This window comes from Acidovorax sp. FG42 (assembly GCF_057809195.1).
Window position 1 is genome coordinate 148141 of record NZ_JBMDJM010000007.1, and the last position, 12246, is coordinate 160386.

Here is a 12246-nt window from a genome sequence, read left to right on the forward strand (position 1 = left end):
ACCAACCGACGGCGGGCGCAGGCCATGGGTCAGCCCAGGCGCACAGGCACAAAGATCTTGTCGCCGTCGCGCTCAATCAGCAGCGCCACCGACTTGCCCGCCTTGGCCATGGCGGCACGCACCTGCGTGATGTCCTTGATGGGCGCACCGTTGATGGCCAGCAGCACGTCGCCCGGCTGCACACCGGCCGCAGCAGCGGGGCCCCGTGCCTGCTCGATGACCAGGCCTTCATTGAGGCCCGCCGCACGCCGCTCCTGCGGGTCCAGCGGGCGCAGCGACAGACCCAGTTGGCCCTTGCCCACGGCGTCATCGTTGCGCGCCTGCTTGACTGCCTTGTCGCTGGCGTCGCCCAGGGTGGCGGTCAGCTCCAGCGGCTTGCCCTGGCGCCACACCGACAACTTGGCCTGCTGGCCCGGCTGCGCCTGGCCCACCCAGGCGGGCAGGTCGCCCGAAGCGACGATGGGCTGGCCGTCCACCTGGCGGATCACGTCGCCCGCCTGCAGGCCGGCCTTCTCAGCCGGGCTGCCCTTGCTGACGCTGGCCACCAGCGCGCCTTCGGGCTTGTCGAGGTTGAACGACTCGGCAAACGCCTGGTTCACCTCCTGCACTGCCACGCCCAGTTGCGCGTGGCGCACCTTGCCGGTGGCAACGATCTGGTCCTTGATCTTGGCGGCCAGCTCGATGGGGATGGAGAACGACACCCCCTGGTAGCCGCCCGAGCGACTGTAGATCTGCGAGTTGATGCCCACCACCTCGCCACGGGCGTTGAACAGCGGACCACCGGAGTTGCCGGGGTTGACCGCCACGTCGGTCTGGATGAAGGGCACCAGGCTGTCGTCGGGCAGCGACCGGCCCTTGGCACTGACCACGCCGGCCGTCACGCTGTTTTCAAAGCCAAAGGGCGAGCCAATGGCCAGCACCCACTCGCCTACCTGCAGGTCGCGGGTGCTGCCCAGGCGCACGGTGGGCAGGTTCTTGGCGTCGATCTTGAGCACGGCCACGTCGGTCTTGGGGTCAGAGCCCAGCACCTTGGCGCGGAACTCGCGCCGGTCGGTGAGCTTGACGATGACTTCGCTGGCACCCTTGACCACATGCGCGTTGGTCAGCACCAGGCCATCGGGGCTGACGATAAAGCCCGAGCCCTGGCCGTGCGTGGGTACGTTGGGCTGGGCCTGTGGCCCCATGCCGCCCGGAAAGCCGAACTGGCGGAAGAACTGGTAGAACGGATCGTTGGGGTCCATTTGCGGTGCCCGGCCCTGGCGCGCGGCGGGCTGGCCTTCGTCTTCACCGTCGTCATCGGCCATCGCGGCCTTGGTGCTGCCCGTCACGCTGATGTTGACCACAGCCGGGCCGTTTTGCGCGGTGATCTGCGCGAAGCTGGGCAAGGCCCCACCGGGGGCGGCGGGCGTCTGGGCCACGATGGCGGGGGGCGGGGTCAGGGCGCGGGCCTGGTGCCCGGTGATGAGGCCTGCGCCCGTGGCACCCACCGCACCGGCGGCCACCAGGGCCAGGATGAGGCGGCGGGGGGTGGAGGTCAGCGTTGTCGTGTTCATGGTGTGGTGCCTTTCCAATCGGAGTTGCGATGGAGGGCAGTGTGGACACCAACACTTAGACGAAACTTAGAGCGGAATTCAACGCCTTTTCTGCTTTTCTTTAGACCGTTGGTGCTTCCTCACAAAGCACCCGGTCGCCGCATCCTGCATATCACGCGGCGCCACGACCTTTCTGGCTCTCGAAATACACCACCTTGCGGGCCCGCATCACGTCGCCCAGGGGCCGATGCGCAGCCAGCGCCTGCCAGGGGTCGAACACAGCGGCCTCCACCTCGGCGGCCAGGGCTGCATCGGCGGCGGGATCCTGCCGTGGCAGGGTGAGCCGGGCCACGGTGGTGTAGGGCGTGGGCCAGTCCACGCTGGCATCTTCAATCGGGGTGGTGGCCTCGTCCACAAACGGCTGCAGCTGCAGGTCCCACTGCAGGTCTTGCTGGCGCAGGCGGCCGGAGAACTCGGCATCCCAGTCGTGCTGCACCTGCCTGACGGGCGCGCCGTTGGACGCATGGGGCACCATCCGCACCCGCACGGCATAGGGCCCACACGCAATGGGCGCAGCGCTGAACATGGCATGCGACGCAAAGCCGCCAAAGGGCCGCCCGAAGGTCTTGACCGTCTTGGCGATCTGCCGGGCTGCCCCCAGCAAGCCGTGGCGCTGCACCAGAAACTTGATCAACGCACCGCCGCCGTGCGACGCAGCGACCACAAAATCCACAAACTCGGCGCTTTGGGGGAAGGCAAATTTTTCCTGGTTGATGAGCAGGAAGTCCTGGCTTTTGGCGGGCCCGTTGCCCAACGCGGAGTCGCCCTGCACGCCGCGCACACTGATCGCAAAGCCCCGGATGTCGGGTTTGTGGTCCGCCGCCTTGTCCATGCCGCCGTTGCTCAGCCGCACCCGCACGTCGTACTGCGCCGGCCGCGCGAACAAGCCCTGGGCGGCAAACGCGGGCAGATCGCCCAGCACCTCCAGGCGGCCATACGCGGCCGTGAGTTGCTTGCGGTGCAGGCCCCGCCCGTTGCCATATTTTTGCGACTTGCGTGCCTGCAGCTCGGCAAACTGGCGCGCGTAGCCCGCAAAGCGCTGGGCTTCATCGGGTGCCACCACTTCTTTCCACTGGGTGCTGGGGGCGTTGGACATGTGCATGAGCCACCTTGGTTAAAAGCCAGGCGGCATGGTAGCGCGGCACGGGCCTCCCATGCCACCCCACTACGGGCCTTCAACCACTGACGAAGCGGTACACGATGGCGCCCCGCACCACCTCGCCCGGCTGCCACCAGCGCACCAGAAAGCCCGCGTGGTTGGGCGCATCGGGGTACTCCATGGGCTCCAGGCAGATACCGTCGCCCGGCTGCCACAGCCAGCCGCCCTGCCCCGCACCACGCCCCAGGTCCCGGGCGGGGTCGGCCTTGAGGCCGTGGCCTGCATACACCTGCACGCCAGGGGCGGTGCTCCACACCTCCATCGCACGGCGGCTCACCGGCTCGCTCAGCAGCGCGGCCAGGCGCAAGCCCGTTGGCGTGATGGATGACGACGGAGGGGCAAGGGGCGGAGCCTGTTCGTCCAGCACCAGGTAGTGGTCCAGCCCGCCCGCCACAGCGAGCTGCTCATAGGGTATTGCGATGGCATCCGCCACACGGCGGGGCTGGCGGAAGTCGAACGGCGTGCCCTGCACTCCCGACAGCCCGCCCGTGGGGCACACATCAGCGGCCAATGGCACATAGCGGCTGGCGGGCACCTGCAGGGTGTGGCCATGGGTGCTGCCCTGGCCTGCCAGGTTAAAGAACGCATGCCCGGTGAGGTTGAGCAACGAGGGGGCATCCAGCACCTCGGCCGTCCAGGCCATGTGCAGCGCGTTGTCGGCCGTGACCTGCAGGTGGAGCTGCAGGCGCACCGTGCCGGGCACCCCGTCGTCCTCGGGGCGGAAGATGTGGCTCAGGGTCAGGGCATCGGCCTGTACCTGCTCCACCGCAAACACCTGAAAGCGGCTGCCGCGCGGGCCCCCATGGTGGTGGTGTGGGCCACTGTTGGTGGGCAGTTGCCGGTGCGATCCGTCCGGCAGGGTCAGCGTGCCGGCGCGCAGCCGCCCCGCCCAGCGGCCAATGAGGGCGCCCATGGAGAGCTGGCCGTCCAGGTAGCCTTGCAGGCTGTCGTAGCCCAGCGCCACATCAGCCAGACCGCCCTGCCCGTCGGGCACCGCCACCTGCACCAGGCGGGCGCCGTAGTTGCTCACCGCCACCTGAAGGCCGCCGGGGCTGCGCAGGGTGAACAGGTCCGTGCGCTGGCCGTGCAGCTCTTGTTGAAACGCTTCGCGGGAAAGTGTGAAAGCCATGCGCCGAGTCTATTTGGTGGCACTGGCCGTATCGCGCGTGACCAGCCAGATGCCCACACACACCAGCACAAGGGCCAGCAGGTTTTTCCACTCCCACAGCGCCTCGCCCAAAAAAAGCGCCGACAGCGCCGCGCCGAAGACCGGCACGGTGAAGTTGAACACCGTGACCTGACTCACCCGGTTGTGCTTGAGCAAAATGCTCCACAGCGAGAACGCGGCCGACGACAGCAGCGCCAGATACACCAGCAGCACGGTCGAGCCCCAGGTAAAGCCCGTGAGCGAGCCACCCAGCGCCCAGCCTATGGCCAGCAGCGCCACGCCACCCAGGCCCAGTTGCCAGCCCGTCATCACCACCGAGTCCATGCGCTGCGACACCTGCTTGCCGTAGATGCTGGCCGCAGCCAGCACCAACGCAGCGATCACCACAAAACCTTCACCCAGCAGCGTAAAGTCCAGGTCCAGCGTGCCGCGCCCCAGGTTCACCACCATCACGCCCGCAAAGCCCACCAGACAGCCCCACAGCTTGGCGTGGCTCAGGCGGTCGTTGTGGTACACCCAGTGCGCCAGCAGTACGCTGAAGAAAGTACCGGTGGCATTCATGATCGATCCCTTGACGCCCGTGGTGTGCGCCAGGCCCACATAGAAGAATACGTACTGCAGCGTGGTCTGTGCCAAGCCCAGCACCACCAGCTGGCGCCCGGCCCCTGGCCCCAGACCCCAGATGGCCTTGCGCGTGGCCACGGCCCAGGCCAGCAGGATCAGACCTGCGCCCAGAAAGCGCAAGCCTGCGAATACGAGCTGCGTGGGGATGTCATTGCGGGCGATGCCAAACCAGGCGTAGCCGGTCTTGATGGCCGGGTACGAGCTGCCCCAGAGCAGGCAGCACAGCAGCGCCAACGCCACCACGACCTTGCGGTCGGAAAAACGGGTGTGACCCATGAGAAACGGTCTTTCAAGGACAACAGCCCTTGCAGGCAAGGGCTGTTGAAGAGGGAACACAAAGGGCCGGGGCCCGACGGGGTTCAGGTCACCGGCGCCGGGTTGAAAAGCACCAGCGCGTTGTGCAGCTGCCATTGCTCGGCCCAGGTCTTCTTGCGGCCGCTGGCCACGTCGAGCAGCAGGTGGAACATCTCCCAGCCCAGGTCTTCGATGGTGGCCTCGCCATCAGCGATCTTGCCGGCATTGATGTCCATGAGGTCGTGCCAGCGGCGCGCCAGGTCAGTGCGCGTGGCCACCTTGACCACCGGGCATTCGGCCAGGCCGTAGGGCGTGCCCCGGCCCGTGGTGAACACGTGCAGGTTCATGCCCGCAGCCAGCTGCAGCGTGCCGCAGATGAAGTCGCTCGCGGGCGTCGCGGCGTACACCAGGCCGCGCTGGTCGCGGCGCAGCTTCTCGCCCGGGGCCAGCACGTGAGCAATGGGCGCGCTGCCGCTCTTGATGATGGAGCCCATGGCCTTCTCGGCAATGTTCGACAGCCCGCCCGCCTTGTTGCCGGGCGTGGTGTTGGCCGCGCGGTCCACGCGGCCCCGGTCCAGGTAGCGGTCGTACCAGCCCAGCTCACGCACGATCGCGTCAGCCACTTCGGGCGTGGCAGCCCGGCTGGTGAGCTGCTCCACGGCGTCGCGCACTTCGGTGTTCTCACTGAACATCACGGTGGCGCCCGCGCGCACCAGCAGGTCGGCGCAGAAGCCCACGGCCGGGTTGGCGGTGACGCCGGAGAACGCATCGCTGCCACCGCACTGCACACCCAGCACCAGCTCGCTGGCGGGGATGGTCTCGCGGCGGCGGGCGTTCAGGCGCTCCAGGTGGGGCCGCGCGCTTTGCACGATGTGGTCGAGCATGGACATGAAGCCCACGTGCTCGTCGGCCTGCAGGCACACCGTCTCGGGGCCCAGCGCCGCGTCGCGCTCGTCGGTGATGGGGAAGCTGCCCGGGGGCAGCAGGCGGTCGGGCTGCAGCTTTTCGCAGCCCAGGCTCACCACCATGACCTCGCCCCCAAAGTTGGGGTTGAGGCTGATGTTGCGCAGCGTGCGGATGGGGATGATGGCGTCGGGTGCATCAATGGCCACGCCGCAGCCGTAGGTGTGCTCCAGGCCGATCACATCGTCCACATGGGGAAACAAAGGCAACAGCTCGGCCTTGATGCGGCGCACGGCCTGCGCCACCACACCGGCCACGCACTGCACGGTGGTGGTGATGGCCAGGATGTTGCGCGTGCCCACCGAGCCATCGGCATTGCGATAACCCTCGAAGGTGTAGCCTGTGAGGGGTTCGAGCACCGGGGGCTTCACGGTGGCCATGGGCAGGCCTTCGAGCGCGCGGGCCGAAGGCATCTGCAGCAGGCGCTCGTGCACCCAGCTGCCCGCCGCGATGTCTTTGAGCGCATAGCCGATGGGCACGTTGTAGCGGCGCACCACGCCGCCTTCAGAGATGTCTGCCAGCGCCACCTTGTGGCCCTGCGGCACCTTGTCGCGCAGCGTGATGCCTGCGCCCGGCACACCGGCTGGCAGCAGGGTGCCTGCAGGCAGGCCACCGTCGTTGGCGACGATGGCTACGTTGTCATCCGCGTGCATGCGGATGGTGAGAGCTTGTCGCATAAGTCCGTTCAATTCACAAGGTATGCCGGTTTCGCTCCACGCAGTGGCAGAGCCATCACTCCCGCGGGGTCAGCCGCCACCCTTGAGCACCAGGTCTGGCAGCCACATCGAAAACTGGGGCACATAGGTCACCAGCATCAGCGCCACGATGAGCGCACTGTAGAACGGCCAGATGGTCTTCATCACCTCACCCACCGACACGCCCCCGATGGTGCAGCCGATGAACTGGGTGGTGCCCACGGGCGGCGTATTCAGGCCCAGAGCGCAGTTGATGAGCATGACGATGCCGAACTGCTCGGTACTCATGCCGAACTGCTGGCAGATGGGCAAAAAGATGGGCGTGCAGATGAGGATGGTGGCCGCCATGTCGAGAAAGGTGCCCAGCACGAACAGGATGATGTTCACCGACAGGAAGATCACCCAGGGCGAGGTGCTCATGGACTTGAGCGCATCACCGGTGAGCTCAGCCACGCCGTACAGGCCGATGAGGTAGCCGAACATGGACGAGATGCCGATGAGCAGCAGGACCGTGCCCGTGGTCTTGACGGCCTTGGACGCGGCCTTGAGGAACTGCTCGCGCGTGAGCTTTTTGTAGACGAAGACCGAAAGAATCAACGCCCACAACACCGCCACCGACGCCGACTCGGTGGCGGTGAACGCCCCCGACAAAATGCCCGCGATGATGATGACCACCACCGCCAGGCCGGGCACCGAGGCGCGGAACGAGATCCACACAATCTCCCAGCCCGGGAAGGTGCCGGCGGGGTAGCCGCGCTTTACGGCTACGAAGTAGGCGGCTGCCAAGTTGCAGATGGTCAGCAGCAGCGCTGGCACGATGCCCGCGAGGATCAGCGCCGCAATGCTCACCTTGCCCCCAGCAGCCAACGTGAAGATGATCAGGTTGTGCGACGTGGGCATGAGCGCGCCCACCAGCGAAGCGTGGGTGGTCACGTTCACCGCGTAGTCAGCGTGGTAGCCCTCTTTTTTCATCTGCGGAATGAGCACGGCGCCCATGGCGGACACGTCGGCCACCGGCGAGCCCGAGACACCGCCAAACAGCGTGCAAGCCAGCACATTGCTCATGCCCAGGCCGCCGCGCACATGGCCCGCCACGCTCTTGGCAAAGTTGACGATGCGGTCGGCAATGCCGCCGTACATCATGATCTCGCCCGCGAAGATGAAGAACGGGATCGCCAGAAACGAGAACGGGTTCATGCCCGAAATCATCTGCTGGAAGCCCACCGCCAGCGGCAGGCCTTCGTACAGGATGGTGGCCAGCGAGGACAGGCCGATCGAGAAGGCCACGGGCACGCCCAGCAGCAGCAGCAGCGTGAAGCTCACGCACAGGATGGTCAACGCCATGATGGTGATGGAATTTTTATGAAGACGTTTAAGGAGCGGACTTAGAGGCTGGGAATTCCTTGGCTGTGCCCGAAAGGCGCGCCACAACGCTCCGGATCTAGGCGCAAAGCGCAGCCATAGCCAGCGCTATGGCGAGCATTTGCAACGACGGGCCGGGGCGTTTTGGCGTGCAAGGCGGGCATGGACAAGGGATTCCCAGTCTCTTTAGTGCCAGGCAGGCTCGACTTCAACGCCACGCAGGATGGCGATGATGTGCTCCAGCGAGAACATGGCCACCAGCACGCCGGCCATGGCGGGCGGCACGTACTTGAAGGCTTCGGAGATGCCCAGCGTGGGGATCTTGTAAGGCGCCACGGATTCAGCCAGCACACCGCAGTTCCAGGCCATGACGATGCCGAACAGCAGCACCAGGGCGTGGATCAGCAACTCGAGCTTGGTGCGCAGCCAGTCGGGCGCCAGCACCAGGAAGGATTCCAGGCCGATGTGGCCCGCGTCACGCACGCCCACGGCCATGCCCAGCATGGTCACGTACAGCACCAGCAGCACGGCGCCGCTCTCGGCCCAGGTGGGTGTGTCGTTGAAGATGTAGCGGCCGATGACCTGGTAGAGCACGGCGCACACCAGGAGGACAAGCCCCCCCACGCCAAGCTTCAGGCACGTGCGCGCGATGAAGGCACAGAGTCGCGTGTACATAGAAGGAACATTCAGAAGACAAACAAAGAAACCTGCCGCCGGGCGTCGGGCCCTGCGGCAGGGATGGCCAGGTTCACTGGACCGCGTCGATGCGCTTGACCATGTCCTGGAGCTTGGGGTCCTTCAGGAACTTGTCGTACACCGGCTTCATGGCCGCCTTGAAGGGCGCCTTGTCCACTTCCACGATGTCAGCGCCACCAGCCTTGACGACGGCCAGCGACTTCTCCTCCCGCTCGTCCCAGAGCTTGCGCATGTACACCACCGACTCCTTGGCGGCTGCTCGGATCGCCTTTTGCTCGTCGGCGCTCAGCTTGTCCCACACGCGCTTGCTGAACAACAGGATCTCGGGCGCCATGGAGTGCTCGGTCTTGTTGAAGTACTTGGCCACTTCGAAGTGGCGCGAGCTTTCGTAGCTGGGGTAGTTGTTCTCGGCGGCATCCACCAGGCCCGTCTTGAGTGCGGTGTAGACCTCACCAAAGGGCATGGGGGTGGCGTTGGCGCCCATGGCTTCGAGCAGCGAGACCCACAGGTCGCTCTGCTGCACGCGCACCTTCAGGCCCTTCACGTCGGCCAGGGTCTTGATGGGCTTCTTGACGGTGTAGATCGAGCGTGCGCCGGAGTCATAGAACGCCAGGCCCACAAAGCCCTGCGATTCGCAGTCCTTCAGGATCTCGTCGCCAATGGCGCCGTCCAGCACCTTGCGCATGTGCTCCTTGTCGCGGAACAGGAAGGGCATGGTGGGCACCATGGTGGCAGGACAGATATTGTTCATGGGCGCGACGTTCACGCGCGTCATGGCGATGGCGCCCAGTTTGGTCTGCTCGATGGTGTCCTTCTCGATGCCGAGCGAGCCCTTGGCGTACACCTTGATGCTGTGCTTGCCGCCGGTGGCCTTGGACAGCGTCTCGCCCATGTGGCGCACGGCCAGCACGGTGGGATAGTCCTCGGGGTGGATGTCGGACGAGCGGAACTCGGTGGCCTGCGCGGCCAGGCTGCCGAGCAGGATGCCGGCGGCGATGGCCACGCGGCCAAAGAGGTGTGGAACGTTCATGGTGCTTTGTCTCCTGGGTTGAATGGGGTTGGCGCGCTGCGCTCACGCGCTCTGGTACGGGGCTTCTGCGAGCCCTTGGGCGCCCGGGCGGGTCACGAAGACCGCGCCGCCGTGGGCGGCATCGTTGCCCTGCGGCTGGCCGGGGCGGATGGAAGTGATGAACAGCAGGTCCATGTCGGGCCCGCCAAAGCTGCACATCGAGGGCTTGCTGACCGGCACGGCCAGCGAGCGGTCCAGCACGCCCGATGGCGTGAAGCGATGCACCAAGCCCGCGTCGTTGGCGCAGATCCAGTAGCAGCCGTCGGTGTCGATAGCGGCGCCATCGGGCCGCCCTGGCAGTTCGCGCATGTCCACGAACTCGCGGCGCGGCCCCAGGCTGCCATCGTCGTGCAGGTTCAGCGACCAGATTTTCTGCACACTGGGGTGGCTGTCGCTGAGGTACATGGTGGCGCCATCGGGGCTGAAGGCCAGGCCGTTCTGGGTGACCAGGCCCTGCACCTGCGGCGCCGAGAGGCCACGTGCATCCTGCCGGTACAGGCCGCCCGCTGGCTGGGCCAGCGACATGTCGCGCACCATGGTGCCAGCCCAGAAGCGCCCTTGGCGGTCGCAGCGGCCGTCGTTGAAGCGCATGCCGGCTTGCGGGTGCTGCACGGCAGAGATAAGGGTGCAGACCAAAGTGCCGTCGTCGGCAGGCTGCAGGTGGAATACGCCGGTGTCCATGCCGGCGATGAGCCCACCGCTCGCATGCAGCGCAATACAGGCCAGCCGCTCAGGGGTCGTCCAGCTCCTCAGTTGCCGATCGGCCCAGCGCAGGCGGCGCAGCGCGCGGCCTTCAATGTCCACCCAGTACAGCGCCTGCTCGGCAGGGCTCCACAGCGGGCTTTCGCCCACCTGGTCCTGGTGGTGAGGCAGCAAGAGTTCCATCGGCTCGCTCACTCGAACGGACCGGTGCGCACAAACGGCCCGCCCTGGTAGATCACGGCCGGGTCGGTCAGGTCGGGCTGCGGGTCTGCGGCCTCTACCTTGGCGCGGAAGGGCTCGGAGCTGTCCTGCGGGCGGTAGCCAATGTGGCGGGCGAGTGTGTTGTCCCACCAAGTGGTGGTGTTGTCGCCCATGCCATAGATGATGCTGTGGCCCACCACCGGCGCCGTGAGGCTGGCCACCACCAGGCGCTCCAGGTCGTCGTAGCTCATCCATGTGGCCAGCATGCGGCGGTTGCGCGGCTCGGGGAAGGAGGAGCCGATGCGCAGGCACACGGTTTCGATGCCGTAGCGGTCAAAGTAAAAGCGCGAGAGGTCCTCGCCAAACGCCTTGGACAGGCCGTACAGGCCATCGGGCCGCGCCGGGTCGCGCAGGCCCACCACTTCGTCCTGGCGGTAAAAGCCGGTCACATGGTTGGAGCTGGCAAACACCACGCGCTTGACGCCTTGCTTGCGAACGGCCTCATAGAGGTTGTACGCCCCCACGATGTTGGCCTGCAGGATAGGGTCCCAGGGCTGCTCGGTGGACACGCCCCCCAGGTGCACCACGGCGTCCACCCCTTCGAGCAGCGGCAACATGGCACTGGCGTCTTCCAACCGCGCGGGGCGCAGTTCTTCGCCCGGCGCCTCGCTGCCCAGGTCGGCGATGTCGGACAGGCGCAAGGTGGTGCAGTACGCCTTCAGGCGCGTGCGCAATTCACGCCCCAGTCCGCCAGCGGCCCCGGTCAATAACAAGCGTTGAAAACGGATCGGTGTCGGGTGACAGGGCATGGCTTTTGCGGAGGTTCTTGGTACAGTGGCGTTACAAGTGGTTGAACGTCATCAGTTGTCATACAACGAGGAGGCAATGTACTCCTTTCAACCCGTCCAACACATAGGGATAACACCGAGACATGAGCACCGACATTGCCCCACGCCGCAAGCCCCGCACCCTGGCCCTGGAGCTGGTGGACTCCCTGGGTGACCGCATCCGCGACGGGCGCCTGGCACTGGGCGACAAGCTGCCCACCGAGGCCGCGATCATGGCCGAGTTCAACGTCAGCCGCACGGTGGTGCGCGAGGCCATTTCCAAGCTGCAGGCGTCCGGCCTGGTAGAGACACGGCATGGCATCGGCACGTTTGTGCTGGGTCTCGGGCAGGCCCCGGGCTTCAAGATCACCCCCGACCAGTTCAGCACCCTGCGCGATGTGATTGCCGTGCTGGAGCTGCGCATCGGCGTAGAAACCGAAGCCGCCGCGCTGGCGGCGCAGCGCCGCACCCCCGCCAACCTCAAGACGATGCGCGAGGCGCTGGACGCCGTGGCAGCAGCCGTGGACGCCGGGCGCGACGCGGTGGCGGCGGACTTTCAGTTTCACCTGGAGATCGCACGCGCCACGCAGAACAGCCACTTTGCCGAGCTGATGGGCACGCTGGGCAGCATGATCATTCCGCGCGCGCGGCTGGATTCGGTGGAGGCCCCTAATGACGAGCGCAGGCAGTACCTGCGCCGCGTGAATGGAGAGCACGAAAGCATCTACGACGCCATCGTCGGCCAGGACCCCGACGCCGCCCGCGCTGCCATGCGCACCCACCTGGCCAACAGCCGCGAACGCCGCCGGCGCGCGCAGGCCGAGGCCGGCTGAAGTCCGGGGGACCCGGCAATGCCGCCCACCCGGCGCGCTGACCTGTCGCCCTGCGGGTCCG

Annotated in this window: 11 protein-coding genes; 1 reads left to right on the forward strand and 10 read right to left on the reverse strand. The window is 66.6% G+C overall.

Features of this window, described 5'->3' with window-relative positions:
• Window positions 1-29: 29 nt before the first annotated feature.
• The 10 genes from ACODSM_RS09945 to ACODSM_RS09990 form a co-directional block, all read right to left on the reverse strand.
• A complete protein-coding gene (locus tag ACODSM_RS09945; protein WP_015015554.1) occupies window positions 30-1553 on the reverse strand; it encodes a DegQ family serine endoprotease in 1524 nt (507 codons plus the stop codon).
• 151 nt (window positions 1554-1704) lie between these two features.
• Window positions 1705-2688 (reverse strand): catalase family protein, encoded by a 984-nt coding sequence (locus ACODSM_RS09950; protein WP_488805145.1) that lies wholly within the window; start codon window positions 2686-2688, stop codon window positions 1705-1707.
• A 79-nt stretch (window positions 2689-2767) separates the two neighbouring features.
• Window positions 2768-3880: an aldose epimerase family protein gene (locus ACODSM_RS09955; protein WP_488805146.1), complete on the reverse strand. Its 1113-nt coding sequence runs from the start codon at window positions 3878-3880 to the stop codon at window positions 2768-2770.
• 9 nt (window positions 3881-3889) lie between these two features.
• Complete coding sequence (locus ACODSM_RS09960; protein ID WP_488805147.1) at window positions 3890-4819, reverse strand: DMT family transporter; 930 nt, start codon at window positions 4817-4819, stop codon at window positions 3890-3892.
• Window positions 4820-4902: 83 nt separating this feature from the next.
• Window positions 4903-6477 (reverse strand): galactarate dehydratase, encoded by a 1575-nt coding sequence (gene garD / locus ACODSM_RS09965; protein WP_309822172.1) that lies wholly within the window; start codon window positions 6475-6477, stop codon window positions 4903-4905.
• A 69-nt stretch (window positions 6478-6546) separates the two neighbouring features.
• Window positions 6547-7839 carry a TRAP transporter large permease gene (locus tag ACODSM_RS09970; protein ID WP_056066169.1) on the reverse strand — a complete coding sequence of 431 codons (1293 nt, stop codon included), beginning with the start codon at window positions 7837-7839 and terminating at the stop codon, window positions 6547-6549.
• A 204-nt stretch (window positions 7840-8043) separates the two neighbouring features.
• Window positions 8044-8532, reverse strand: a complete 489-nt coding sequence (locus tag ACODSM_RS09975) for a TRAP transporter small permease (protein ID WP_015015560.1) — start codon at window positions 8530-8532, stop codon at window positions 8044-8046.
• 73 nt (window positions 8533-8605) lie between these two features.
• Window positions 8606-9583: a TRAP transporter substrate-binding protein gene (locus tag ACODSM_RS09980; RefSeq protein WP_015015561.1), complete on the reverse strand. Its 978-nt coding sequence runs from the start codon at window positions 9581-9583 to the stop codon at window positions 8606-8608.
• 42 nt (window positions 9584-9625) lie between these two features.
• The gene (locus ACODSM_RS09985) at window positions 9626-10507 is read right to left on the reverse strand and encodes an SMP-30/gluconolactonase/LRE family protein (RefSeq protein ID WP_488805148.1); all 882 of its coding nucleotides are present in this window, start codon (window positions 10505-10507) and stop codon (window positions 9626-9628) included.
• An 8-nt stretch (window positions 10508-10515) separates the two neighbouring features.
• Complete coding sequence (locus tag ACODSM_RS09990) at window positions 10516-11334, reverse strand: NAD-dependent epimerase/dehydratase family protein (RefSeq protein WP_056637251.1); 819 nt, start codon at window positions 11332-11334, stop codon at window positions 10516-10518.
• 122 nt (window positions 11335-11456) lie between these two features.
• Between ACODSM_RS09990 and ACODSM_RS09995 the strand changes: the two genes are divergently transcribed.
• Window positions 11457-12185 (forward strand): FadR/GntR family transcriptional regulator, encoded by a 729-nt coding sequence (locus tag ACODSM_RS09995; protein WP_015015564.1) that lies wholly within the window; start codon window positions 11457-11459, stop codon window positions 12183-12185.
• Window positions 12186-12246 lie beyond the last annotated feature (61 nt).

Coding starts and splice junctions, on each gene's coding strand:
- ACODSM_RS09945 (WP_015015554.1), bottom strand. CDS start 1,553: ATGAACACGACAACGCTGACCTCCACCCCCCGCCGCCTCATCCTGGCC.
- ACODSM_RS09950 (WP_488805145.1), bottom strand. CDS start 2,688: ATGTCCAACGCCCCCAGCACCCAGTGGAAAGAAGTGGTGGCACCCGAT.
- ACODSM_RS09955 (WP_488805146.1), bottom strand. CDS start 3,880: ATGGCTTTCACACTTTCCCGCGAAGCGTTTCAACAAGAGCTGCACGGC.
- ACODSM_RS09960 (WP_488805147.1), bottom strand. CDS start 4,819: ATGGGTCACACCCGTTTTTCCGACCGCAAGGTCGTGGTGGCGTTGGCG.
- garD (WP_309822172.1), bottom strand. CDS start 6,477: ATGCGACAAGCTCTCACCATCCGCATGCACGCGGATGACAACGTAGCC.
- ACODSM_RS09970 (WP_056066169.1), bottom strand. CDS start 7,839: ATGGCGTTGACCATCCTGTGCGTGAGCTTCACGCTGCTGCTGCTGCTG.
- ACODSM_RS09975 (WP_015015560.1), bottom strand. CDS start 8,532: ATGTACACGCGACTCTGTGCCTTCATCGCGCGCACGTGCCTGAAGCTT.
- ACODSM_RS09980 (WP_015015561.1), bottom strand. CDS start 9,583: ATGAACGTTCCACACCTCTTTGGCCGCGTGGCCATCGCCGCCGGCATC.
- ACODSM_RS09985 (WP_488805148.1), bottom strand. CDS start 10,507: ATGGAACTCTTGCTGCCTCACCACCAGGACCAGGTGGGCGAAAGCCCG.
- ACODSM_RS09990 (WP_056637251.1), bottom strand. CDS start 11,334: ATGCCCTGTCACCCGACACCGATCCGTTTTCAACGCTTGTTATTGACC.
- ACODSM_RS09995 (WP_015015564.1), top strand. CDS start 11,457: ATGAGCACCGACATTGCCCCACGCCGCAAGCCCCGCACCCTGGCCCTG.